Raw genomic sequence first — 25,991 nt, 5'->3', positions numbered from 1 at the left:
TACGGACTGACACCACTATCGGGATTAACATCTTGCTTGTAATTTTTTTTGTCTGCATATTCTCCTAGCTCCTCAAGCCTGCTTCTGCAGGTGGACAGCCATGCGGGAAGCCATCTTGACTGCATTCTCGAATGCACTGGTCTTCACGATGCCCTTCCCTGCAATATCATAGGCCGTACCATGGGCACACGTCACTATGGGGGCGGGGAGTCCACCGGCAATGGTGATGCCTTCATCGAAGCCGCGCAGTTTCAGGGCAATCTGGCCCTGGTCGTGATACATTGTCACCACTCCATCGAACTCTCCGCGGAAGGCCTTGATGAAGGTGATATCACTGGGATAGGGACCGGATGCATCGATCCCCATCTCTCTTGCCTTGGCAATAGCGGGTTCAATGACATCAATTTCCTCACGCCCGCACAGGCCATGCTCGCCGGCATGGGGGTTCAGGGCAGCCAGTGCAAGCCGGGGCTTTGCAATGCCGCTGTTCTTCAGGGATGCGTCTGCCAGTCGCACTGCACGAAGGATTCTATCATCGGTGAGGTTCTTGCTGACTTCGGCAATCGGGATATGGCTGGTGGTTCTGGTGGTCCACAGGTCCCCAAGCACGTTGATCTCCCCAAAGGGTTCGGTATGGTTGAAGAGCTGGGCAAGATAGTGATGTTCGCTTTCCAGCTCACATCCGGCTTCCCTCATGCCTGCCTTGTTGAAGGGAGCGAAGCAGAAGCCTTCAATTTTTTTGGCCTTATAGAGCTCAACACCAAGTTTCAATCCATGCAGGTTTGCTTTTCCTGCTTCAATGGTCAGCTGTCCAAACACAACCTTTTGGGGATCCTGATCGTGTTGGTCAAGAACAGCCAAATTACCGTTCCAATCAATCTGGTCGATATCAGAAACCATTTGCAAGGGTACGGAGGAACCAATGACACCAAATGCACGCTCAAGGATTCGTATGTCTCCTATGATGACAGGTCTGCAATAGGCGGCAAAAAAATTCTGCACTGCAAGCTTTGCAATGATCTCCGGGCCTACTCCAGCTCCGTCCCCAATCAAAATTCCCAATATAGGTTTATTCATGAAAGACTCCCTTTTCAAACAGACAGGGCGCAAACAGAGTGAGCCCGTACCAACGATAGGGCAACTTGCGTGCCAACTTTATTATATTGTATACAATTTTGATTTTCTTATGCTTTTGTATACAAGTATTTTGTGGTTAAGGAACCAAATACGAAACTGTGAGCATAAGTTTCGCATAAAAATTGGGTTGTGGTAGATACTTGTTTCATTGTTTCAATATTTTGTTACATGTTTCATTTGCAACATCAATGCAACATACACGCATCCAAGGTAATTTGTTCTTATTGCTCGAGTGCAGTGAATTTACGCCACAGCGTCGTCCTGCTCATACCCATCTGCCTGGCAAATACATCCCGGCTCAAACCACTGGCAAGAAATTGCTGATACAGCTCTTCATCCGATATCTTGGGCTTACGTCGAACCTGCCTCTGGGGCTCATCATGCATCTGCAGACTGGTAGAGCCTATGTCGAGCAGATCAATCTCCTTGACGGTGACGACATCGGATGTATTCAGGATGGCAAGCCGTTCTGCAGCATTTCTCAATTCACGGATGTTCCCCGGCCAGGAGAAGGCATTGAGCGCGGCTATTGCTTGATCGGTGAGCAACGGTTCTTTCAAGCCATGCCTTCTGCAGTATTGCTGGACGAAATGCCTGAATAAAATACCGATATCCTCTTGGCGGTTTCGCAGGGGTATCAACTGCAGGCTCAACAGGCTGATTCTATAGAAGAGGTCGAGACGGAACGTCCCTTCCCTCACCTTCTCGATGATGGCATTGTTTGCGGCACTTATTATTCGTACATCAACAGGAATAACCGTGTCGGCACCAATCTTTCGGACCTCGCGTTCCTGCAGGACCCTCAAGAGCTTCGCCTGCACGACAATCGGCATCTCGGCAATTTCATCGAGAAAGAGTGTTCCCTTGTGTGCAAGCTCAAAAAGTCCAGGCTTGCCCCCCTTCGCCGCTCCGGTGAAGGCACCGTCGGTGTAGCCGAACAGCTCGCTTTCAAGCAATTGTTCGGGCAGGGCTGCACAGTTTACAGCAACAAAGGGCTCTTTCGCCCGAGGGGAGGCGTTGTGGATGCTTTGGGCAAACAACTCCTTGCCGGTTCCTGTCTCACCGAGAAGCAACACCGTTCCAGGAACCTGGCTGAAGCGCTTGGCCTTCTCAACCAAGGCCAGCATATGGGGATTCCGGGTAACGATGTCAGAGAAACTATACCGGGCGATCAAGCCCTTCCGGTTCAGCTCGGTTCGAATCTTGTGCTCTGTCCGTCTGATGGCTTCTGCATTCTGGAATGTATAGAGGAAGCCTGCTTTCTTGTCATCCATGCTGATCGGCTGCTGGGTGACCAGGCACTGTTGTCCATTGATGGTTACCAGCTCTTCCTTCGGGCTGCCGGAATTGAACGCTTCGGCCCACCTGCTGGAAAAGTACACTTTTTCAACCGGGAGGCCCTCCAAAGGACTCTTGGCGAACAAGTTTTCAGCCTGCCGGTTCCCTGCAATGATCTGACCATTGCTGTTTATGGCAAGCAAGGCATACGTTGCGTTGTTCAGCAGGGTTCCCAGAAGGTTCCCCCTGGTCTGGGCCCGCTCCAGCGAACGGGCGGCCGCTGCGGCCTCATTGACTGCATGTACCACCGCTTGGTATCCAGTCTTGACATGGATGAAAGAAAGGTTGCGTTCCTCGCAGATCCTGCACATGGTCAGGCCCCCGACGAAGATGGTGCATCCCAGCTTCTGCAACGTAGAAACACCTTCGAGAACATCGTTTTGGTCGGTTACCTGGAACACGGAGACCTCGCGGCCCACCAGCGTGCTCAGCTCATCCTGCCCGCACAACTGCTCGTTGGAGATCAGGCCGATACGACCGCCATTTGAGACGGCCTTCGCTTGGGAAAGAGCGGAAAGCAGATCGGCATTGCTCCAGTTGATGGGAACCACGTGCACGGAAGGCTTTTGCAAGGCGATTGCAGAAGCCGTGATGCCTCGAGCCACAATAATATCGGCATCAAGAGGCTGGATTACCTGGGGATCAGTTCCGAAAATATGCGTAGTGCTTACTGACAAGTCTTGGAGGTCAATGGTGTGAAGGACCTCTTCGAAAGCCTGTTGAAGTTCAAGATAGGGTACAACAATCAATATCTTTATCACTACGTTGCTCCGCTGTCCAGTGTAGCATGGACTGCCATTCTTTACAAAGCTTGCCGACTCTTGGTATTGTCGGCTATGACATATACACCCATTCTGCAATACCTGCTTCTGGCGCTTCTGGCTGTTGTGACCATTTTCAACTTCTATGCATTGACAATCGGCAAGAAGAAGAGGAATCGGGCAAAGGCAAATTATCAACAGACACTGCGCTCGCTTGAGCAGAAAGCCTTCGAACTCATGCAACAACACAAACTGGAGTTTGATAGTAAACAGGGGTATATCAATGACCTGAACGACGGTATCCTGCTCACTTTCGATACCAAGAAACGCATGGTTGCAGTGGTGCTCAAGGATGCCGAATACCTGTTTGGATACGATGAGTTCATCAGCTGCAGCCAGCACTACGAGACGTTGGAGAACAACAAAATCTCCAACATCACCGTAGAGATCGAAACGAAGGACAGCATCATCAGCCTGCTCTTCGGTTCAAAAGCCTGGAAACCCAAGTCCTACCTTGGCAAGTTCCTGCTCTCGGACTCCAAGGAATTCTGCACCTTGCTGGAGCGTTATTGCCTTGGCAAGGAAGCTAGTTCATCTTCGGCTGATCAATGATGTGCACATCAAGCTGATTGAACGGAACAGATAGCCCTGCTTCAGCAAGGCGTTGAAGTATTTCGCCATTGAACCGCCAATACACCTTCCAATAGTCAGCCGGCTTGGTCCAGGGACGGACTACAAAGTCGATTGAGGAAGTGTTGAGTTTGTTTACTTCAATGACCGGCGCAGGCTCGGGAAGCACTTCTGGATAGGAATCGAGAATGTTCTTGATCACCTGCTTGGCCAGGGTGAGATCTGCCTGATAAGAAACACTGACTGCAAGTTCCACCCTTCTCCGCTCGATGTTCGAGTAGTTGACGATGGGGTTGCTCCAGACCAGCTTGTTGGACATCGTGATTTTCTTGTTGTCGGGAGTTGAGAGGATGACACAAATCATATCCATGTCGGTGACCGTTCCGCTGAAGGATCCCGTCTCGATGTAGTCCCCGATCCTGAAGGGAGCGTTGATGACGATCATCACCCCGCTGAGCAGGTTGCCGATGGTCTCCTGGAAGGCGAAACCAAGAATGACACCGGTGATTCCCAGTCCGGCAAGCACCGGTCCCATGTCCAGGCCAATGTGTTGCAAAAAGACTACTATCAGGAAAAGCCAACCGATGATGTTGACCAGCTGCAGGATGAAACGGGCCATCAGGTCATTGATCTTCTTCGCCCGTGCAAGCGAGCGTTTCAGAATCCGGGTCAGCCAAATAATGAGAATCTTACCGACCAAGACCATGAGCAGGCCGGTTCCCAAGGTAATCAGAAACGATACCGGCCCAAGCTGTGCCCATACGTCGATCTTATGCATGAGCTGTCCAAAGAACGAATCAGAAACAGCCGCCTCACTGCTTAGTGCCATGATTGCTGGGTGCATATATACACATCCTTGTTGAGAATAGATACTGAGAACCTACCATCAGGGCACAAAAAAGGCAAGGTAAAGAAATGATCTTCACCCTGCCCGATTCAATTGGATTACTTGCTGAGCAGACTGTGCAGCTTCTTGGTGAAAGCAACCGGGTCCTTGGGCATGACACCCTCGGCAAGCAGTGCCTGGTCAAGCAACACCGAACAAAGATCCTCGATGTACTGATCGTCGTCGCTTGCATCGATTTTCTTGATCATGGGGTCTTCAACGTTGATTTCCAGGATGGGTTTCACATCCTCGAAGTCGTCTTGTCCCATGCTCTTGAGAATCTGCTGCATCTGCACCGAAGGATCGTTCTCATCCACAACCACCACCGCAGGTGATTCAACAAGACGAGAGGAGACCACTACATCCTTGACCTTGTCGCCGAGAGCCTTCTTGATCTTCTTGACCAGGCTCTTTGCCTCCTTGGTCTTTTCGGCATCCTTCTCTTCTTTCAGGTCATCCACTGCACCACTCTTGTTGATAGCCTTCAGCGGCAACTCCTTGTACGTTCCAATCGACCCGACAACGATATCGTCGATGTCGTCGCTCATGATCAGGACCTCGAAGCCTTTCTTGCGATAGGACTCGAGCAAGGGACTTGCCTTGAGAGTCGACTCCTTTCCTCCGGTGATGTAATAGATCGACTTCTGGTCGGCGGGCATCCGCTCCTTGTAGGAAGCAAGACTGACATACCCTTCCTGCGACGAGGACTTGAAGCGAACCAGCTCAAGCAGTGCATCGCGGTTGGCGTAGTCCGAATAGAGGCCTTCCTTGAGCGGACGATTGAACTGCTCGATGAACTTGGTGTAGAGCTCGGGGTTCTGTTCGCTGATTTTCTGGAATTCACCCAACAGCTTCTTCACCGAAGCATTGCGGATGGCACTCATGACCCTGTTCTGCTGCAAAATCTCACGGCTTACGTTCAGCGGGAGGTCCTCGCTATCGATGATACCCCGGACAAAACGCAGATAGGTGGGAAGCAGTTCCTTGTCGTCATCGGTGATATATACGCGCTTCACATAGAGCTTCACGCCCGGACGATAATCGGCATGGTACAGGTCAAACGGTGCCTTGGAGGGGATGAAGAACAGGGTTGTGTACTCGGTGGCTCCTTCTGCTCGTGTATGAACATAGAAAAGGGGGTCTTCGCTGTCGTAGGTCAACTGTTTGTAGAACTCCTTGTACTGCTCATCGGTGAGTTCACTCTTGCTGCGCCTCCACAAGGCCGAAGAGCTGTTGATCTGCTCCACCTTGTGTTCGACTTTCTTTACCGCCTTCCCATCCTTGTCCTTCTTCTTGTCGTCATAGGTTGTCTGGTCATAGGAGAGGAAAATCGGATAGGCGATGTGATCACTGTACTTCTTCACCAGCTGCTCGATCTGCCAACGGTTGGCATACTCATTGCCTTCCTCGTTCAGATAGAGCGTGATGGTGGTTCCATGACCATCCCGGACAGCTTCCTCGAGCGTGTAGCTGCCTTTACCTGTGCTGCTCCACTTCCAAGCCTGCTCTTCACCGGCCTTGCGACTGATCACCTCAACCTTTTCGGCCACCATGAATGCACTATAGAAACCTACACCGAACTGACCGATCAGGTTGCTGTCCTTCTTCTGTTCTTCGGTCAAGGAAGCGAGGAACTTCTTGGTGCCGCTTGAGGCAATGGTTCCCAAGTTGTCACTCAGGTCGTCATGGTTCATCCCCAATCCGTTGTCGCTGATGGTCAACGTGCGCTTGTCGCCCTCTTCGGTGAAGAAGATGTCGATTCGCGGATCGAAGGAGAGACCCTTGAATTTTTCATCGGTCAAGGTGAGGTACTTTAGTTTGTCCAGTGCATCGGACGAGTTGGACACCAACTCGCGAAGGAATATTTCCTTGTGTGAGTAGAGCGAGTGGATGATGAGCTGAAGCAGCTCCGACACTTCAGTCTTAAACTTCTTTTGTTCCATTGTAGTTTCATGCCTCCAAAAGGATATAAGCAAACATACTGATTTTTCATGCCATCGGCAATTGTCCTTAACAAAAAACCGAAGGTGGGCTATGCTCAATGCATGAAGTTTTCACTGCCCTCCACCGCCCGTACCATTAATCGACTGCGCGTGTTGAATTTGCTTTCCCAACAGGGAGAAATCAGCCGAGCCGATATCGCCAGATTGCTTGATCTGAACAAGCCCTCCACCAGTGAAATCGTTGAACAGCTTCTGATAGAGGGACTTGTCGAGGAACAGGGCAAGGTTGCCACCAGCAACGGCAGGAGGCCTACTGCACTCTCGTTGGTATCTGATGCCCGCCTGGTGCTGGGGGTCGATATGGGAAGCCGGACAACCACGTTTCTGCTTGCAGACCTGCAGGGAAAAATCCTGCGTTTCGAGCGTCTTCCGACACCGCTGCAACCGCAGCCCAAACAGTGGGGGGAGACCATCATCAGAACCTGTATGAAGCTGACCAAATTCGCCACCACTGAGATTGCCGGGATCGCCATCTCCACTTCAGCAAGCGTGAGCCCCGATGGCCAGTCGATTGTCTCCCACGAGTACTGGGATTGGAAGGATATTCCCCTGGCGAAGGCCATCGAAGTCCATACCAAGCTGCCCACCCTGCTGGTCCACCACGTCCAGGCGATGGTTGAGGCCGAGCGTTGGTTTGGAAAAGAACAATCCAACAACTTTCTTTACATCAACTGGGGTGAACATATCGCAAGTGCTTTTTACAACGGCAGTTCAATTATGGCCGAGAAAAGCAGGTTCGGACACCTTCCCATTGCTCCTACCGGGTTGTGCCGTTGCGGAGGCATCGGATGCTTGGAGACGGTGAGTGCCGGCTGGGCCCTCAGCGAGAAACATCAAGGACTTTCAGTCAAGCAACTGGCTCAGAGCAACGCAAAGGAAGTGCAAACATCTCTCCAAGAGGCATGCCGGGCCATGGCCATGGCCCTCATTGCGGCAAGTGCAGTGACCGGGGCACAAAAGATTATTCTTGGTGGAGGAATTGCCAATTTGGATGACCAATACCTGCAAATGGTCTCTACGTTCTATCGTGAGCATGCCCATCATGAGCTGGCTTCCATTCCGATTTGCCGATCGGCCTTGAAGGAACAGAGCTCGGTATTGGGAAGCATTGCAGCAGCACTCGATCGATGGGTGTTTCAACGACAGATGCTGGAAACAATGCAGAATCTGGACAAAGAAAAACCGCTACCCGAAACCGAGTAGCGGCAACCTCCTTGAGAACCCCAGGACTCCTCTCCTAAGGTACGCGTCCACCCGCTGGATACTTCGGACTGGACTCGAGCAACGACACTCTTGATTATTGCATGCTTTCAGCCGGCTGTAAAACTATAATTTCATAATTCTGCAACTATTTTTCCAATACCGTGTTTTATTATCCCAATGGTGCAATAAAGAGCATTGAAGCCTGAATTAACTGCCTTCAGTATAATTAATCATGAATGAACCTGCATAGGTTCCGGCAGAGAATACATCCTCAGCTCTCTTGCGAAGCTTTACGGTAAGCTTCCCAATCGGGACATCATCCTGTGGTCCGGCCGGGAACTGAGTATGGAACGTATTGCCATTCTCAACAAAGGTAAGCTTGTTTTCAGAGGTAAGTTCCAATGTGGTCCATAGTCTATTGTAATCATCGAGAGCAAGATCATCGATCGCAAAAATCAACCTTCCAGCCTTCTGCTTGGCCAAATGTGAAGAATAGCGGAAATAGAGGGCTTGGCTGACTTCCCACTCTTCAAGATTGGGAAATTCGAAGTTCAACAGCGCATCTTCCCGGGTAAGCTCTTCTCCCGCTTCATTGTAGATTCTAATCATCAAATCCTTGGGTTTGATTTCTCCAACAAGGTAGACGGTCGCTGCAGGAAATTTGGGCATTTCATCCGCACCAAGGGGGAGAAGCAATACGAATAACAATAATATGACAAGAAGCTTCTTCATATACATCTCCACTAAAGCAGTACTGATTATATCCTAGCAAGAGAAGGTAAAACTTGATAGGAAAATCGATAAGAAAAGCTGTGCAGTTGCCTGCACAGCCCAAACTCTCGACACGAGGAGAAAAATCAGGAAGCGGAAACACTAAAGGAAATGGTAGCCTCATATTCACCGGGGGTAGCTTGCGCAGCAGTTTCAGTCGCAGCAATTATATTTCCACGATGGTCAGTGGTATCGGTTGCAGTCAGAGCCGGTTCAACCGTAATGGTTGTGGTGGTTCTGGTATATGTATTAGTCGTAGGAACAGTGAAAATGACATAACTGGAATTTACATCATCCCAAATCTTTGTAGCACCTCCACCACTAACAGTAATATTCTTAATCTTTACCGTACCTTCGGCTCCCTCGGTTACATTATCAAAATCACTTACTGCCATGCGGATATAATACAGACCAGCCGCATTGGTTTCATAACCATATTGGAATGATGGAGAAGTAGTTGCTGAAAAGGCATTAAGTATATTCTTTGTTCCAATAAAATCCGAGCCTTCAACAATACCATGATAGAAATAACTACCAAGTGTTGCCTTTAAGATTGCAGTAACCGAAGTATTGCCATTACCAGGAAGTGTAATAGCAGCAAACAACCCACCAACAGCAAGCAGCAGAATCATAGCAAGTGCAATCAACTTTTTATTCATTTTAAACTCCTTTGGGAGGTAATCCTTTTATGGTACGGTCCCTTTATACATGCATAGCCTACTACCGTATCAGACTTATGTCAATATTAGAGATAACAATTTTGTTTATTTTTCTTTTAAATGTATCATATATTTTATATTTCATTGTATATTATATACTTAATATATTCCAAACTTATTACATATGTTAAACAATTTGAAAGAAATAACTTAATAGTAGTTGTAGTAATGATTTTTATTAAGAAGGTATAGAACAATCAATCAACCACTTCTGTCATATCTATGTATTCTAGTTCTTTGTTTTCTATAACAAAGAAGGTGCCTTGTCGGCACCCTTGGTATCAAACTATCAGATTTTCCTAATTATTCGGTGTTATCCCGATCGAAACCGTAGACTCATACGCCCCTGAAGGAGCCTGCAGAACTTCTGCCTGGTTCGCAAACACAGTCAATATGTAGGAGTATGTTGCCAAGCCGGAAGCATTGGGCGTGAACTCCACTAGCTTGTAGCTCCCGCTGGTCGAATCAACGACAGCCTCATTAGGGCTATCAGCTTCACTCTCTTTCACATAAATCTTATCTATTCCCACCTGATAGGTGCTCGGAGCATACTTCAGATTGAACGGCAAAACCGTAGCCGTCACTTTCAACGGAATGGATACATTGGTCTTGATGGCATAGGTAAAGGAAGCTCCATTTTCATTGAATGCATCTTCCACCTCTGTAGAAGAGACAATAACCTGAGAGCCTTCGCTTGTAGTAAGGAACCCGTGTACCAAGTACTCAGGAACCCTGGTGGTAAGAGAAATGGTTACTTGTGCTGGATTCACTGGAGCTGCAAACATAGCCAGCTGAATAAGGATGAGCAGCACAATGCTAAAATATCGTCTCATGAAGCTGTAGTTCCCTCCCAAAAAAGTGTGCAAGAGTTTTCCCGTCTTCTTCTGCTGGAACTATACAACGGCAGAAAAACATGTGTCAATACATAGAGTATTCGACTTACATAATTCATAGTACAGATACCAATAATATATTATAATTATTTATATTATATTCTTTTATGCTCATTTTATCTTATGACATCATTTTTCTGTGCATTTGGAAGAATATGCACCTTATTCTCGATACTCATGCACTTCCACCTGCTGTTCTGGATGCAAACGTTCTGTCATAATGAAAGAAGCAAATTCCGATGTAATAAGTGAAATGAAGAAGTTTTCCTCCTGCTATTTCCAACAACCTGCTACTTCATCGATATTTATAAAATTTTCCCTTCAATAAATCTTTTATCATACTTATAACATATTCCACTGGTATGCGATTGCTTTTCACAATAAAATAGCGTATATATGAGATTGTAGTATGTATACAGTTGCAACTACACATGTCAAACGGAATTACCAAGGAAGTGGATAAGATGAGCGGAAACAGTATTACAGGATCAGAAACCAAATCGACCGTAATTGCAAATAAACTCGAGGAAGAAATCCTCGCTAAGAAATATAAGGCTGGGGAGACGTTGCCAAGTCAGCATGACCTGGCAACTCAGTTCAATGCTTCAAGCAGAAGTGTACGTGAAGCATTCAAGAACCTTGAAGCCAAGGGTCTGATCAGTGTAAAGCAGGGCAAAAAGGCAATCGTCAAGAGCAACAGCCTCGACCAGTTCGTGGAGTCACTTTCTGCTTCCATGATCAGCAAGCAGGCACCGGACAAGAAGCTGCTCACCGACCTGATGCAGGTACGCACTACCATTGAAGTGTCGGCTGCCAGGGAACTTTCCCGCGACCCCAACAGAATGTTGATCGTTCGCTCCCTCGACCGCGCATGCACCAAAATGGAACACCTGCTGCCCAGCCTCGAAACCGGAAAGGATGCAGAATCAATCACGCAGTTCAAGGCGACGGAGTTTGAGTTCCATGCAGCGCTGATCAAGTCAAACGACAACATCATCCTCAGCAGCATCTATGAAAACCTCGCACCACAGCTCTATGCCGCAATGGACAGGTTGCCGGAAACCTATAATGAACAGAAAAAGAAAGTGAATGAGTACCGCTACTTGGTCGACGCGCTGGTAAACGGACAGACCGACCTTGCAGTAGCCCTGACCCTGGTGAACCTTACGAACATCAAGGACAAGTTCGAGACCCTCGACCTGTAACAATATCTTGATTCAGTGAACGCTGCCGCAAATCGTGGCAGCTTTTTTTTCAATTGGCATGCATCTTCTTCGATGCAACCATGGCCTGAGAGGTCATACCCGTGGAAGAGGCAATCACCGACGACTCAGAGGCTCACGCACTGCAGAAGCGGCACGGCTCTTGACGTTCTTCATCTGTATGACCCGCATATTCTCATCACCACGGTGGGCAACTAGATCCACTACATCAAGCGTTCATGGGAACCTGACGCAGGCAAAGGCACCGCCATGCTCCATCTAGCCAGGAAGTGCTGAATTGCAATGCAGAGCATCATTACAGCCGTCGATGGCGAGAACGACCGAATTATGTTTGCCAAGGACCTGCAGGAGTTCTTGAAGGACTGAAGCATTTCGGCGTCTTGAAGCAAAACTTTTAGTCAGGAGCCTTATTTCTTGTAATGCCTGTATGTACAAAACAAGAAAGAAGCATATCCATCCTATGTCCAATGTTGGTGTTTACATGAATAACTTATTACACGATTTACAACTGATGTCATCAATTAATATTTTGATATCCAAGTATTGCATATAGTTAGTAAATATATTATATTTTACCTGTAAGCAAACTTAGAACGTATGACATGGTTAAGGCTTACATTGCTTCGCTCAACAAGGAAGAAGAAATGGATTACATTTCACAAACAAAATCAGCGAGAATTGCTTCGTCCTTGGAAGAGATGATCTTGGACAATCGTTTAAAAAGCGGATCATTCCTTCCTTCACAACAAGTACTTGCCGATCAGTTCAATACATCGAGCCGTCCCATTCGTGAAGCCTTGAAGCTTCTCGAAGCCAAGGGATTGGTTGTAATTTCCCAAGGAAGAAGGGCCCAAGTCAGGAGCAACAACCTTGACCAGTACGTCGAGTCCATCTCCACCACCATTGTAAACAGCAAGATCAGCCAAGCAAAGCTGATGCGTAATCTCATGCAGGTCCGCATCACGGTTGCTACAAGTGCCGCCAGGGGGTTTTCCCGTCTTGAGAATCGCGATGAGTACCTTGCCCAGCTATGGAATTCGAGCAATCGCATGGAAGCAGCGGTCCCCCACATCTTTAGGAAAGACGCCAAGGCCCATGCCGACTATCTGAAGGCTGAAGCCGATTTCCATCGGACCCTGGTCTTCGCCAACGGCAACCAGATTCTCTCCTGCATTTATGACAACCTTTCACCATTGCTGGACACTGCGATGAACTCCACCAAATTCACCCCATCCCAGATGGAGAAACGCTCAAAAGACTACTCCTATCTCTGTGAAGCATTGCAGAATGGGCAAACCGATCTTGCGGTCGCATTGGTGTTGGTCACCCTCACCACCCTCGAAACCAAGGTGATGGACCACTACCCGGATGAAGGCATGGCTATGATCTCCTACGCTTGATCACCCCCTCTTTGGCAAAAATCCTTCAGCGTGGTATAGTCACGGTGGAGGTATTTTTATGGATGAATGCATCATACAGCTGGAACATGCCACAGTTCGCCGTGCAGGCGTACCGATTCTCGACGATGTCTCTTTTCAGGTACGGCGCAACGAACATGTTGCAATCATCGGTCCAAACGGAGCCGGCAAGAGCACCTTGGTACAGTTGTTGAGTGAAGAAATCCATCCTTTGTACTCCCCCCAAACCAAGCGGATTCTTTTTGGGAAAGCAAAGTGGGAAGTCTTGAGCCTCAGGGCCCATCTGGGCATTGTCTCCCAATCCTTGCAATACCTGTGCAACTCCAGCTACAAGGGCTGGGAGATCGTCGCCTCCGGCTTCTTCAGCTCCATCGGACTTGACTTTCACCACCACTGCACCGAGCAGCAAATGCAGAAAATGGAGGAGGTCATGCACCGCTACGATACCTGGCACCTTCGGGACAAGCAGATGAACCGCATGTCCAGCGGAGAGGCCCGAAGAATCCTGCTGGCACGAGCCAATGTGCACGATCCTCAGGTGATGTTGCTCGACGAGGCGGTTTCGAATCTCGATTTCCCCAGCCGGTCGCAGTACCGCAGCACATTGGAGCAACTGGACAGGGAGGGGAAAACCATCATTCTGGCCACCCATGAACTGAGTGAAATAATTCCGGCAATCAACCGTATCGTGGTCATGCAACACGGGAAAATTGTCGCCGACGGCTCGAAACAGGAAGTACTCAACGAACGATTGCTCAGCGAAGTGTACCAAACCAAGGTGTTCATCGATGAGAGGGAGGGGTTGTACAGCGCTTGGTGCTGATGCATTTATTCCACGAACCTCCCTTTGTGTAGTATTATTGAATCAAGAACAAAACAAGCGAGGTCCCCACATGAAGCGTTGTTCAATCATCATTCACAGTGTCAGCGGCAACTGTTACATCATTGGTTCTTATCTCAAGGAACTCATGACCGCACGAAATGTCGATGCCAGGCTGTACCGCGTTGAAGACCCTGATTTGCACATTTGGGCAAACACACAAGAGACGACCAATGATTTCTATGAAGATATTCTGGCACTTCCCATCGTAAGTACCTCGACGCTCCTAAAAAGCGACATGGTTATTCTGGGCAGCCCCACCCGTTTCGGAAACATCTCGGCGGAGATGAAAACCTTTCTTGACACCACCCTGCCGCTGAGTAAGGACAAGAGCCTTGAAACCAAGTTCTTTGCCTGCTTCACCAGCTGCTCGAACTCCACCTGCGAAGGTGCCCATACGTTGACTGCCATGCTCTATTGGGCCCAGTCGATGGGCATGCTGCACATACCGTTCGGGGTGCACGACGAGCTGGACTTCTGCGACCAGCCGGTGGGAGGCATCGTACACCTGGCCGGCAAGGAAGGCGCCATCCGGCCAAGCGACAGGCTGGGCAAGGAGATGGAAGTCTACGCCGACATCCTCAGCGCCTATATACAAGAATAAAACAGAAGGCCTCAGGAGAAGTGCGGAGCGCACTTCTCCTACTTCTTTGAGAAGAAATACTTGATCCGGTTCAACCAACGCTCTGCACGCCCTCTGCCGAAGCGCAGCTTGTAATCGGAAGTGGCACTTTCGATACTCACTTCCTGACTGCCGCTCATGTGCTTGAGGTTGTCCCAATGCCTGACTATCCACATATAGAGGTCGGCTTCGGTATTGCCCGGGAAAGATGCAAGCAGCTTTTCCCTGCGCACCTCTTCGATGATCGGTTTATATACGTTCTCATACCACGAAACAGCACCATCTTCAAAACTCAGCTCCTCACTCTTGCCCTCATTCAGATAGTACTTATGTACCAGAATATGGTTGACCATCTCCGGGTAGGAACCAGGAGAGGTAAACTCGATCTCCTCCATCGGCAGAAAGGTGGGGTTGTATTGCTCAAGGAATCGCTTGCGTTCGTAATCGATGACGCGCTTTCTCAGCTGTTTCATCGTGAGCCCTGCTTCAAGCGGAATCTGGCTGTCGAGCTCAACAACCTCGGCATCGATGAACTCAACCCCCTGTGTCTTGGCCACCGAGACACGGTGGTTCCCGTCCCGTACAAAGTACCACTGCCCAAGCTTGTACACAGAGATGGGTGGCAGGTTCACATACTCCTTGACCGCCCTGTCGATGCTCCTCCAGCGGGCTCTGAGCAACTCCTTCTTAGGATAGAAAGCCAGTGAAAAATCCTGATACCGGCCTTCACTTCCGATTATCTGCTTGACGGGAATGGTCCGCATTCCCAGATATGTCTCGCTTCGCGGTTTTATCAGCTCGGTAACCGCATAAAAGCTTAATAAATCGGAGTTCTTCCATGCCAGACTACTGAGCAAAGACTGAATTNNGAATTCGGCCCCGGCTGCGGGCCTTTTCAAAATCCTCATTCGTCTGGGAAAGCAAATCATTCCCCATTCTTCCCATGTTTGCCACCCCTCCCCAACTTCGGGTCCTGCAGTATATAACTTTGGAAAACATTAATCACCTGCGTTTGCTTATATACATGCTGGCGGTTTGCGTTCATATCATGCAAATGAATATGCCCGTGCAACAGATACCGTGGTTTGAACCACTGCATGAAGGTCAGGAAGGTGGAAAAGCCCTGATGGCAACGGTCGGTGTCATCACCGAGTCCCAGGGGAGCTGCATGGGTGACCAGAATATCTACATACCGCCCACGAAATATACGGTTGAACAGAAGGCGGGGAACCATCTTGAGCATCCTGAAATACATTTCACGCTCGGTGAACTGATGCGTGCCCTTGTTGTAGCGCATCGACCCGCCCAAGCCGGCGATGATAAGATTCTGCTTTCGATAGTAGAGAACCTTTCCATCGATAAAGTCGCCACCGAAGCTGGGCAGCACCTGCATTTTCCCATCGGTGTATCCATATTGCATGATCGGTTGGGCGTTCGAGGTGAACTGGTGCAGAAACTCAAGATTATGATTGCCGAACACAAAAAAGAGCGGCTTGTTCAGGCTGGAGATGATGAACTCATAGTATTTGAGCGGCAGGTCACCGGCTGCAATGACCGCATCGACATCGGCATACCGGGAGGCGATGTTCTTGGAGTAGACCAACGGGTCCGATTCATCAGAGATACAGAGAATCTTCATACATCACCCCGCTAGATAGCCAGCATCGATGGTGATCACCTCTGCTGTCATGGCCGAGCACCTGCTGAGAAACTGAACAGCCAAGGCAACCTGGTCGGCATCGACCAGACTGCCCAGCAAGGCCCGTTGTTCATACAGCTTTCTCAGCGGGTTTTCCTCATCAAGATAGGGAGCCTTGAGCAGGCCCGGTGCAACGGCATTCACCCGGACAAAGGGGGCAAGTTCACGAGCCAGGCTCTTGGTATAAGAGACCACCGCTCCTTTGGATGCATCATAGTGCACCGTCTGGCCAAAACCAGGATGAAAGGCGTTGATGCTGGCAACATTGACGATTGAACCTTTGGAGGCCTTGAGAAAGGGGATCATGCACTTGGTGAGGCGCATGAGACCCGTCACATTGATATCAAAAATTCGCTGGACCTCCTCGGTCTGAAGCTCTTGTACCGGATGGACCGAGAAAACACCGCTGTTGTTGACCAGGACATCAAGCGTTGTGATCCGGCTTGCAACCTCATCGATGCTTGCTTGGTCGGTGACATCGAGCAGGACGGGAATCAGGGAGGGGCCCAACTGTCGAACAAGCTCTTGGGCCTTCTGTTCGCTGCTGGAGTACCCGCAATACACTCTCGCCCCTTCTGCAATGAACATGCTGCAGATTGCTTTTCCCAGGGTGCTCGTACCTCCACTGACCAGAACGTGCTTCATCACTCCTCCTTGCCCAGAAATGCCTCGATATCAGGGCAGGTTGGATACTGCAAGAGCAAGGCTCGACCTCCCTGCCTGTAGGCCTGCCCATCATAGGGGGGAACCATGGTGGCTGCACACAAGGTCCATCCATCCTCGCAAGCAGGCTTTGTGCCCTGCCAACACCCCCCTTCAACCGCAATGACAGGATTATGATCTTCGCTCGCCTTCCCCAAGATTGTCATTGTATGACTTCCATCGGGATGCAGCACCAGCTGTCGGGCTTCACTGCCTTCCAAAAAGTACCAGACCTCTGCAGTAGGCAGATAGTGAAGCGAGGAGAAACTCCGGCCGGTCATCAGGTAGTAGATGGTACTGCCCAAAGCCTCACCATCGCTTTTGAACGTATATACACGGCGAAAGAATCCCCCTTCGCCCTCGAGCGGCTGCAACTGCAGTCTATGAATCAAATCTTCTATCTCTTTGGTCATACCGGCCATTGTTTGGTGACATTGCGCACCAGAAGCGTAAAGGCCTCCTTCACCCGGTCGCTGGTCTCCATCACTTCGGCATGATTCAGCGGCTGGTCAAGAATACCGGCAGCCATGTTGGTGATGCAGCTGATGCCCAACACCTTCATCCGCATATGGCTGGCCGCCAACGCTTCGGGTACGGTGGACATGCCCACCGCATCAGAGCCGAGAATGCGGGCGGCTCTTACCTCTGCCGGCGTCTCGTAGGAGGGCCCGGCGAAGAACATGTACACACCCTCATGCAAGGTAATGCCCAAGCGCTTTGCCTCCTCCCTGGCCAATGAGGAAAGATGCTTGTCATACGCATTGGTCATATCGAAGAACCGCTCGCCCAAGGTGTCATAGTTCGGACCGCGCATGGGGCTGTCTGCTATCAATTTGATGTGGTCGGTGATCAACATCAAATCACCAGGCCTGTAGGATGAGTTCACCCCTCCGGCGGCATTGGTCACCAAGAGATTGTTGATGCCCAGGGCATGCATGACCTGGATGGGGAACACCACCTGATCCATCCCATAGCCTTCGTAGTAGTGGAATCGTCCCTGCATGCACATGACACGCTTGCCTTCCAGCGTACCCACCACCAGCCGGCCCTTGTGCCCAAAGACAGTGGAGACAGGGAAATAGGGAATGTCCTTATAGGAAATTGCAACTGCGTCCTGCAGTTCATCAGCGAGGCCACCGAGACCGCTGCCCAGGACCATGCCGATATCCACCGGAGTATTGCCGATTCGGGACGTGATATACATTGCAGCTTCCTGCATCTTATCCATGAGTTTATCCATTGATTCCTCCAATTCGAATTACTTAGAACGGTTCGCCCGACGCCTTCGGGGCAGCGGAATTCTTCGAGAAAAGCACCAGGGCAAGCAAGGTTGCCACATAGGGGAAGACCTTGAAGAAAACGGGGGGAATAACCGACAGTGAGGGAATAACCTGGCTGACGTTTGCAATGGTGGTTGCAATGCCGAAGAAGAACGTCGCCCCGAGAATTCCCAGCGGCTTCCACTGCCCGAAAATCAACGCGGCAATGGAGAGGAATCCCAAGCCGGCTACCGTTCCATTGAACTCTCCGGAGTAGGTGATCAGGATGACCGAGCCGCCCAAACCAGCCAAGGCTCCGCTCATGATGACACCGAAATAGCGCATGCGATGCACATTGACACCGGCCGATGCTACCGCTGAAGGGTGTTCACCACATGCCCGAAGCCTCAAACCGAAACTGGTCTTGTACAGCAGAATCCAGGAAAGCGCCCAAATTACCAGACACAGCCAGGTGGTCCAATAGGATTGGCTGAAAAAGAGCGGGCCGATGATGGGAATCTGTGAAAGGACGGGAATGTTCTTGCGTACAATACCCATGAGAATGCGGACGTTTCCGCTTCCACTGATGGTTCTGGCCAGATACACGGTCAAGGCGGTTGCCAACATGTTGATTGCCGTCCCGCTGATAACCTGGTCCGCCTTCAAGTTGATCGAGGCAAAGGCATGCAGGATACTGAATACGGCTCCTGCTGCCACACCGACAAGAAGACCGAGGGGAAGTGCTTGCACCCCCAAGGTGGCTTCTGTCATCTTGATGGTGATGGCACTAGCAAAGTAGCCGACCAACATCAAGCCTTCCAAACCGAGGTTGGTGACGCCGCTCCGTTCACTGTACAAGCCTCCGAGGGAGGTCATCAGCATGGGAATCGTATAGGCTATTGCATAGGGGAAAATGCTGATCAGGGTATTCCACATATTATTGACCCTCCTTCTTCTGTGCAGTCTCCGGCATTTCTGCTTTCCTCTCGGCCTTGTTCTCTTGCCGCTTCAGCACTGCATCCCAGAATCGCTTGAACAGTACGCTGGTTGCAGTAAAGTAGATGATGACGGCGATGATGGTATCGGCAATTTCGGGAGGTACGCTGGTCATGGCGTTCATGAACCCCTTGCCGGACTGCAAAATACCGAAGAACAAGGAACTGAACAACACACCCAAGGGATTACTGGCTCCCAGCAAGGCGACGGCAATACCATCGAACCCTTGGGAAGGCATAACCCCGATCTGCATATTGCGTGAGTACCCGGTGTAGAAGGAAAGTCCTGCAAGACCGGCCAAGCCTCCGGCGATCATCATGGAAATGACGACATTGCGGTTTACTTTTATTCCTGCATACTCGGCACAGAAGCGGTTCGAACCTACAGCCTTCAGACCGAAGCCCAAGGTTGTCTTATCCAAGATGAACTTAATGATGAGTACCGCCGCAATGGCGACAAAAAAGGCCAAATTCATGTACGAGCCGTTGAAGAGTTTTGTCAGCCAAGGAGACCGCATGGACTGGCTGACGGCGATGCTCGCACTCTCGGTCTCAAGCGAAGGCCCCTTCAGATAGGCGGGTATGAAATAGTAGATCGACCAATAGGCGATCCAGTTCATCATAATCGTGGCAACAACTTCATGTACATTGAACTTTGCCTTCAGGAAGCCCGGGATGATACCCCACAGAGCTCCACCAAGAAGAGCAGCACCGATAAGCACCACCAAAAAAAGTGGTCGGGGTAAAAATACCTTGTGCGCCACCAACGTTGCACACAAGCCACCGATGAGCATCTGTCCGGAAGCTCCGATATTGAACAGACCGGTCTTGAAGGCAAAGGCGACCGATAGACCTACCAACATCAAGGTGGTGGCGGTGGCCAATGTATTGCCGATGCGCTCGATGTTCATCAAACCACCGCGGAACAGATACCAGAACCCGGTAAACGGGTTGCTGCCGATCAAAGCCATCAATATCGCGCCGGCCACCAGTCCCAAGACTGTTGCACTCACGGCGACGAGGAAGGCATTGCTTTGTTTTTCTTTTATTGGTTTCATTGGGCACCTTCCTTTCGCTTCACGCCGGCCATCAGGAGACCGACTTCCTCCTCATTGGTCTCACTGGTCTTCAGCACATCAATCAACTCCCCGCTGTACATGACGGCAATCCGGTCGGAGAGATTGAAAATCTCGTCCAGTTCAAAGGAGACAAGCAAGACGGCATGTCCCTTGTCCCGATGGGCGACAAGCTGTGAGTGAATATATTCAATGGCACCGACATCCAAGCCTCGGGTGGGCTGAACCGCTATGAGAAGCTCGGGATCGGACACTACTTCACGTCCGACTATCAGCTTTTGCTGGTTGCCTCCCGAGAGTTTCCCTGCAAGGGAGTAGATTCCTTCACCGCTGCGTACATCGAATTGGTCGATGACCTTCTGAGCATACTCACGCAGATACTGTGCATCAAGAAGGCCCTTCTTACTGAATGGGCTGTGATAGTACTCCTTGATGGCAACATTGTTGTACAGCGAGGAGGCCATGACCAACCCGCGCTTCTGCCGGTCTTCGGGAATATGACCCATGCCGATTTCATTGCGTTTTCTGATATCTGCATTGGTGATATCGTTGCCGTCCAAGGTGATGGTTCCTCCCTCAACAGGCCGCAGACCGGTAATGGCTTCGATCAGCTCGGTCTGGCCGTTACCGTCAACACCTGCAATACCGACGATTTCCCCGGCTTTCACCGAGAGGGAGAAGTCCTTCACGCCAAGAACTTTCTTATTGTTCATGACCCGTAGGTCGTGCAGGTCCAGAATAACCCTGCCGACCTGTGCGGGTTTCTTGTCAACCTTGAAGTTGACGGGTCTGCCGACCATCATGGAAGCCATTTTGGAGACACTGGTCGACTTCACATCAACCACGCCGATCAACTGCCCGCGACGGATGATCGTGCAGCGGTCTGCAACCGCCTTGATCTCGTTGAGCTTGTGGGTTATGAGAATCACCGACTTGCCTTCAGAGACCAGGTTTCGCATAATCTGCATCAAATCCTCGATTTCCTGGGGAGTGAGGACCGCCGTCGGCTCATCAAAAATGAGAATCTCGGCATCACGATAGAGCATCTTCATAATCTCAACGCGCTGCTGCATCCCCACTGTGATATCCTCAATAACCATATCAGGATCGATATTCAGCCCGTACTTTTCAGAGAGGGCCTTGATCTTCTTGGAGGCGCCTTTCCGGTCGAGGAAGAATCTTCCTTCTTTTCCAAGAATGATATTTTCCGTAACAGTAAAATTGTGAACCAACTGGAAGTGCTGGTGCACCATGCCGATGCCCAAGTCATTGGCATCGTTGGGGCTGTGGATATGAGCTTCCTTCCCCCGAACCAAAATTTTCCCCTTGTCTGCATGGTACAAACCAAAGAGGATGCTCATGAGGGTGGACTTGCCCGCCCCGTTCTCGCCCAAAATGGCGTGAATCTCCCCCTGCTCTACTTGCAAGGTAATATCATCGTTGGCGACGATACCGGGAAACTCCTTGCGAATGTTCAACATTTCTATGACATGACTCATCGGTGGACTCCCTATGAGGACACGCTGGGCGTGTATTTTATGCAATACCGTAGGTTGCACAGAAGGGCCACCGATAGATGGTGGCCCTTGATGATGGCATCAAGCAAGCACTTACTTGAACAGTCCGTCGCCGACGGCGGCGACCTTGATCTCTCCGCTCTTCATCTTTGCATAGACCTTTGCAACTTCATCGGTCACGCTCTTGGAGAGGTTCGGATTCACAACAGGAATACCAACACCGTCGTTGGTGGCGTCGAGGTGCAGAATCTGTCCGGCAGGATAGGTTCCGTTCAGCTCGGCTTCAATCATGTCATAGGAAGCACGGTCGAGGTACTTCATGGCACTGGTGAGAATGACGGACTTTCCGTTGGGCATGACACCTTCAGGATACTGGTCAACATCAACACCGATGACCCAGACGTTCTGTCCGCTGGAAGCACGGTTCTTTGCTTCATTGATGACGCCGACACCGACGCCGCCGGCTGCTGCAAAGATTACATCAACACCACGGTCGTACATGGAAGCAGCAATCTGCTGGCCTGCACTGACGTTGTCGAAGCTGCCCTGATACAGGTTGTTTTCCTGCTTCATGACAATCTTGGTGCCGTAGTTTGCATTGGCGTACTTGACGCCCTGCTGGAAGCCCCAGTTGAACTTCTGGACAGCAGGAATTTCCATGCCGCCGACGAAACCAAAGTCGCCTTCCTTGAGCTGCAGGGCTGCTGCAAAGCCGGCGAGGAAGCCGGATTCATGCTCCGCCCAATACACGGCAACAACATTCTTCTCAATACGGAAGACCGAGTAGTCGGCACTGTGGGGCTCACCGTCGAGGATGACGAACTTTACATTGGGGTACTTGTCCTGGGCTTCAAACAAGGCAGTCTCAAACTTGAATCCCGGGCAGATTATAAAATTGTAGCCAGCATCAACAAGGTTGCCGATTTCCTTGAGGTAGTCGGCTTCGGTTGTTCCGGCTGGCTTGAGATACTTGACGTCCAGACCGTAGTCTTTGCTTGCCCTCAGGATTCCTTCCCAGGTGCCCTGGTTAAAGGATTTGTCGTCAATCGTACCAGCATCGGTAACCATTCCGACGCGAAGATTGCTCTTTTTGGCTGCGCCTTCGGCCGAACCTTGGGCAAAGGCCACGGTTCCGAGCAACAGGAAGATACAAAGCACAACAGTCAGTTTCTTCATTCCGTTCTCTCCTATTTTTTGTGTATAATCACAAAGAGTCTATGTAGCATCATTCTACAATCACCCTGTAGCCTTGTCAAACAAAGAAATGCGGCAACCTATTAACTTAAAAAAACTACACAAACCATTATGAAAAAAACACTTATGCAGAAATACCGAATAAAAGGCGCAATCGATGCCTGCATTTCGTTTTCAACACTACAAACACAAAGAAATCGCAACAGTTTGTGATAAAAAAGCTCCCGACCGGGAGCTTTGGCGATGTGTCTTATCGACCCTGCTCTTCTTCGAGGCAGGCCAAAATGAATGGACCCACACCCTTGAAATCATCCTCCACCACCGGCTCGCAGATATAATAGTGGAACGAGCCGTCCCGATAGGGATTGCCTCCCAAGCCTGCCACACTGCAGATGCCCCCGAGGTGCAGCTGCCCGCTCTCGTCCTTTCTTAGGTACGTAGACTTTATCCCTTCAAGGGCCTTCACAGCCCGGGTGCGGTACAGGTCATCGGAACACAGCCCGGTCCGGAGAGACTTAAGCAGGCTGTAGGCGAACATGCTGGTGCAGGATGTCTCCAGATAATTGCCGTCCCGGCCTGCCTTATCCACCACCTGATACCACATTCCGCTCTCATCCTGGAACTTCAGCAGTGCGTCCAGTACGGATAGCAGAATCTTGGCCATTTCACCCCGCTTCGGATGCGAGGAAGGAAGGAAATCCAGAATATCCAGGATGGCCATGCAGTACCAACCAATCGCCCTTCCCCAGAAGTGGGGGGAGAGACCGGTTTCAAGGTCCGACCATCGTTGGCCGCGCGACTCATCATAGGCATGGTACAGCAATCCGGTCTTTTCATCCCGCAGTGTCTGGTATACCTTGATCACCTGATCGACGATATCGTCGAATCCGGTGCTGTCACCGCTGACCTTGCAGTACTGGGCGTTGAAAGGTCCCTGCATATAGACACCGTCCAGCCAAATCTGCCAAGGATAGATTTCCTTATGCCAGAATACACCACTCAATGTCCTGGGCTGCGACGCCAACTGCTGCTTGAGCAGTTTTGCAGCGAGCAGAAATCGGTTTTCCTTGGTTTGTTCATACAGGGCAAACAGATTCCTGCCTGCATTGATCTGGTCAAGATTGTATTCACCCAGTCTATAGGTTGCAATCCGGCCATCATCGGCTATGAGTGGATCATACATCGAGTATGCCCAATCAAAGAACTCTTTCCTGCCGTATGCTTTTCCCACCAGCAGGCAGCTGTGTATCACCAAGCCGTGTTCATAATGCCAGCGCATATGTATAGGCTTGTACCGTGCTATTACACTTTGAGCCATTGCCAGCGAGAGGTGTTCACCCCAGTCCATCATGCGTATATTCCTATTTTCGAGGGGTCAAACCGACCGCCACCTCCAACAAGGAGGCGGTCGGAACCAATGTACTCAGCACGCTTAGTAGAGCAGGTTGTTTTCCTTGGCAAAGGCAACGCCCTTGTCATTCCAATCCTGTCCGCCAAGCTTCTTGAACTCGTCAAGCCACTTGTTCCAGTTGTCCTTGGTCAAGACTCGCTTGCCGGTGATGAACTCGCTCAAACCCTGCTCGTAGAAGCGCTTGAGGTCTGCATTGGGAATAGGAAGAGTATCCGAACCAATTGCAGGAGTCCATTTCTTGGTCTGCATTATGCGCATGACATCCAGAGCGGACATCTCTTTCTTGCTGGTCTCGGTGATATACTTCGGGTAGCGGGCATAGAGCTCGATATCGCCGTTGTAGAACACCATGTTGCGCAGCTGGGTGACCGTCTGGCCGCCGGGAGCGCTGAAAGCAAGATTGGGATCAGGAAGGTTGGCTGCCACAGGAATGCCATTGGCATCCTTGGTGTAGTTCACGCCCTCGACACCCCAGCCGAGCAGATAGTAGCCCTCATCGGAAGCCATCCACTCCAAAAGCTCGGCAATCTTGTCTTTCTTGCCTTCCTTCTCAGCCTTTGCACTGATGGCATAGATGCGGAAGTTGGCGGTGTAAGGTCCGATGGAAGCGTGTCCCTTCGGTCCCTTCGGAGCATCAATGACAATCCACTCACCGTTGGGGAAGTTCTTGTCAAACGGAGCATAGTTTGCCTGGGCTGCGAAAGCGGCATTCTGCTCGCGCATGATGCCGAAACGTCCCTGCTTCCAAGCCGCACGGAAGTCGTCCTTCTTGTACGCAAGCCAGTTGGGATCGATGATGCCTTCATCGACCATCTGCTTCAGATAGCTCATGGCGTCATAGAATTCGGGCTTGAAAAGGTTCAGACCGGCTGAAGAGACAGTCATGTCCCACGTACCATCCACGCCGAAAGCTCCAAAGATCGGCTCAAGACGGCGCCCGGGCCAAGCTTCATAGTTGTTGATTTCCTGGAAAGCCCCATAGCCGTAGGTGTCGTTCTTTCCATTTCCATCCGGATCCTTGAAGGTGAAGGCGCGCATGACTTCAAGCAGTTCATCGGTGGTGGTGGGAACAGCAAGACCAAGCTTGTCAAGCCAGTCCTTGCGGATCAAAAGGCCTTCGTTCTTGATGATTGAACCTGGATCGGCCAGACCATAGGACTTGCCGTTGAAACGGGCATGGTTGCGGCTGACTTCATCGTAGTGGGTCTTGGTACGGATCGGCATCTTTGCATACATGTCATCAACCGATGCAATCAAGCCCTGCGGGACCAAGCGGGCAAGCACATCGCGACGGACCATGAACAGGTCGGGAAGGTTGTTGGCGGCGGCTGCAGCCTGCACCTTGACGTCCTGATCGCTCTCATTGGAAGGGAGAGCCGTCAGCTTGAGATCGATGTTCAACGTATCCTTGATGATCTGAAAGCCAACCCAATCAGCCGGAGGTGGTCCAGCTTCGGTGATGGCGGCGCCATACCACAACTCGATGGTCACCGGACCAGCGGGTTTTGCGGCTTCGGCAGTACCCTGACTGAAAAGCGGGAGAGAGACGAGAGATAGCAACGCGATAAGTGCGATGCATACGATACACTGTTTCTTCATAGCAAATCCTCCTTATGGAATACCAAACCAACGTTACTCGAATCAAACCAGGAAG

The 25,991-nt window shown here is 50.4% G+C and carries 23 protein-coding genes; 6 read left to right on the top strand and 17 right to left on the bottom strand.

The features are described from left to right. Positions 1–72: 72 nt before the first annotated feature. Together B3K89_RS04755 and B3K89_RS04750 are read right to left on the bottom strand one after the other, a co-directional pair. Entirely contained in the window at positions 73–1,077 is a 1,005-nt protein-coding gene (locus tag B3K89_RS04755; RefSeq protein ID WP_345907135.1) for a 4-hydroxythreonine-4-phosphate dehydrogenase PdxA, read from the bottom strand. A gap of 281 nt (positions 1,078–1,358) precedes the next feature. Continuing rightward, on the bottom strand, positions 1,359–3,236 hold the full coding sequence (locus B3K89_RS04750; RefSeq protein ID WP_345907134.1) for a sigma 54-interacting transcriptional regulator: 1,878 nt from the start codon (positions 3,234–3,236) through the stop codon (positions 1,359–1,361). A 75-nt stretch (positions 3,237–3,311) separates the two neighbouring features. Here B3K89_RS04750 and B3K89_RS04745 point away from each other — a divergent pair, with 75 nt between their 5' ends. After that, complete coding sequence (locus tag B3K89_RS04745; RefSeq protein ID WP_293891201.1) at positions 3,312–3,848, top strand: hypothetical protein; 537 nt, start codon at positions 3,312–3,314, stop codon at positions 3,846–3,848. Here the strand turns inward: B3K89_RS04745 and B3K89_RS04740 are convergent. Further along, complete coding sequence (locus B3K89_RS04740) at positions 3,823–4,710, bottom strand: mechanosensitive ion channel family protein (RefSeq protein ID WP_293891204.1); 888 nt, start codon at positions 4,708–4,710, stop codon at positions 3,823–3,825. The genes B3K89_RS04745 and B3K89_RS04740 overlap by 26 nt on opposite strands. A gap of 101 nt (positions 4,711–4,811) precedes the next feature. Continuing rightward, positions 4,812–6,695 carry a molecular chaperone HtpG gene (gene htpG / locus B3K89_RS04735; RefSeq protein ID WP_293891207.1) on the bottom strand — a complete coding sequence of 628 codons (1,884 nt, stop codon included), beginning with the start codon at positions 6,693–6,695 and terminating at the stop codon, positions 4,812–4,814. Between the two features lie 102 nt (positions 6,696–6,797). Between htpG and B3K89_RS04730 the strand changes: the two genes are divergently transcribed. Then, the gene (locus tag B3K89_RS04730) at positions 6,798–7,958 is read left to right on the top strand and encodes an ROK family transcriptional regulator (protein ID WP_293891210.1); all 1,161 of its coding nucleotides are present in this window, start codon (positions 6,798–6,800) and stop codon (positions 7,956–7,958) included. A 207-nt stretch (positions 7,959–8,165) separates the two neighbouring features. Here the strand turns inward: B3K89_RS04730 and B3K89_RS04725 are convergent, their stop codons facing one another. The 3 genes from B3K89_RS04725 to B3K89_RS04715 form a co-directional block, all read right to left on the bottom strand. Continuing rightward, complete coding sequence (locus B3K89_RS04725; protein WP_293891213.1) at positions 8,166–8,690, bottom strand: hypothetical protein; 525 nt, start codon at positions 8,688–8,690, stop codon at positions 8,166–8,168. Positions 8,691–8,815: 125 nt separating this feature from the next. Next, complete coding sequence (locus B3K89_RS04720) at positions 8,816–9,388, bottom strand: hypothetical protein (protein WP_345907133.1); 573 nt, start codon at positions 9,386–9,388, stop codon at positions 8,816–8,818. 359 nt (positions 9,389–9,747) lie between these two features. Beyond that, a complete protein-coding gene (locus B3K89_RS04715; RefSeq protein WP_345907132.1) occupies positions 9,748–10,281 on the bottom strand; it encodes a hypothetical protein in 534 nt (177 codons plus the stop codon). A gap of 491 nt (positions 10,282–10,772) precedes the next feature. Here B3K89_RS04715 and B3K89_RS04710 point away from each other — a divergent pair, with 491 nt between their 5' ends. The 4 genes from B3K89_RS04710 (at position 10,773) to B3K89_RS04695 (ending at position 14,466) form a co-directional block, all read left to right on the top strand. Next, a complete protein-coding gene (locus B3K89_RS04710; RefSeq protein WP_298505942.1) occupies positions 10,773–11,546 on the top strand; it encodes a FadR/GntR family transcriptional regulator in 774 nt (257 codons plus the stop codon). 662 nt (positions 11,547–12,208) lie between these two features. Beyond that, the gene (locus tag B3K89_RS04705; RefSeq protein ID WP_293890525.1) at positions 12,209–12,964 is read left to right on the top strand and encodes a FadR/GntR family transcriptional regulator; all 756 of its coding nucleotides are present in this window, start codon (positions 12,209–12,211) and stop codon (positions 12,962–12,964) included. Positions 12,965–13,022: 58 nt separating this feature from the next. Next, complete coding sequence (locus tag B3K89_RS04700) at positions 13,023–13,805, top strand: ABC transporter ATP-binding protein (RefSeq protein ID WP_293890527.1); 783 nt, start codon at positions 13,023–13,025, stop codon at positions 13,803–13,805. 70 nt (positions 13,806–13,875) lie between these two features. After that, positions 13,876–14,466: a flavodoxin family protein gene (locus tag B3K89_RS04695; protein WP_293890529.1), complete on the top strand. Its 591-nt coding sequence runs from the start codon at positions 13,876–13,878 to the stop codon at positions 14,464–14,466. A 943-nt stretch (positions 14,467–15,409) separates the two neighbouring features. On the opposite strand, the gene B3K89_RS04690 is transcribed toward B3K89_RS04695, so the two are convergent. The 10 genes from B3K89_RS04690 to B3K89_RS04645 all read right to left on the bottom strand — a co-directional run bounded on the left by B3K89_RS04690 (position 15,410) and on the right by B3K89_RS04645 (position 25,936). Further along, positions 15,410–16,123, bottom strand: coding sequence for a metallophosphoesterase (locus B3K89_RS04690; RefSeq protein WP_293890533.1), 714 nt, complete (start codon positions 16,121–16,123; stop codon positions 15,410–15,412). 3 nt (positions 16,124–16,126) lie between these two features. Next, positions 16,127–16,828: an SDR family NAD(P)-dependent oxidoreductase gene (locus B3K89_RS04685; protein WP_293890535.1), complete on the bottom strand. Its 702-nt coding sequence runs from the start codon at positions 16,826–16,828 to the stop codon at positions 16,127–16,129. After that, positions 16,828–17,298, bottom strand: coding sequence for a cupin domain-containing protein (locus B3K89_RS04680; protein WP_293890537.1), 471 nt, complete (start codon positions 17,296–17,298; stop codon positions 16,828–16,830). Before B3K89_RS04680 ends, B3K89_RS04685 begins: the two co-directional genes overlap by 1 nt. Next, entirely contained in the window at positions 17,295–18,125 is an 831-nt protein-coding gene (locus B3K89_RS04675) for a purine-nucleoside phosphorylase (protein WP_293890539.1), read from the bottom strand. Before B3K89_RS04675 ends, B3K89_RS04680 begins: the two co-directional genes overlap by 4 nt. A 22-nt stretch (positions 18,126–18,147) precedes the next feature. Further along, complete coding sequence (locus B3K89_RS04670) at positions 18,148–19,080, bottom strand: ABC transporter permease (protein ID WP_293890541.1); 933 nt, start codon at positions 19,078–19,080, stop codon at positions 18,148–18,150. A 1-nt stretch (position 19,081) separates the two neighbouring features. Next, positions 19,082–20,197: an ABC transporter permease gene (locus B3K89_RS04665; RefSeq protein WP_293890543.1), complete on the bottom strand. Its 1,116-nt coding sequence runs from the start codon at positions 20,195–20,197 to the stop codon at positions 19,082–19,084. Beyond that, on the bottom strand, positions 20,194–21,714 hold the full coding sequence (locus B3K89_RS04660) for an ABC transporter ATP-binding protein (protein WP_320349547.1): 1,521 nt from the start codon (positions 21,712–21,714) through the stop codon (positions 20,194–20,196). Before B3K89_RS04660 ends, B3K89_RS04665 begins: the two co-directional genes overlap by 4 nt. A 111-nt stretch (positions 21,715–21,825) precedes the next feature. Continuing rightward, on the bottom strand, positions 21,826–22,908 hold the full coding sequence (locus B3K89_RS04655) for a BMP family lipoprotein (protein WP_293890549.1): 1,083 nt from the start codon (positions 22,906–22,908) through the stop codon (positions 21,826–21,828). A gap of 268 nt (positions 22,909–23,176) precedes the next feature. Further along, positions 23,177–24,244: a glycoside hydrolase family 88/105 protein gene (locus tag B3K89_RS04650; RefSeq protein ID WP_345907136.1), complete on the bottom strand. Its 1,068-nt coding sequence runs from the start codon at positions 24,242–24,244 to the stop codon at positions 23,177–23,179. A 114-nt stretch (positions 24,245–24,358) separates the two neighbouring features. Then, positions 24,359–25,936, bottom strand: a complete 1,578-nt coding sequence (locus tag B3K89_RS04645) for an extracellular solute-binding protein (RefSeq protein WP_293890553.1) — start codon at positions 25,934–25,936, stop codon at positions 24,359–24,361. Positions 25,937–25,991: the final 55 nt, after the last annotated feature.

It is taken from the genome of Sphaerochaeta sp. UBA5849, assembly GCA_002432715.1.
Lineage (GTDB): Bacteria > Spirochaetota > Spirochaetia > Sphaerochaetales > Sphaerochaetaceae > Sphaerochaeta.
This window is presented reverse-complemented; position numbering and strand designations above follow the sequence as displayed.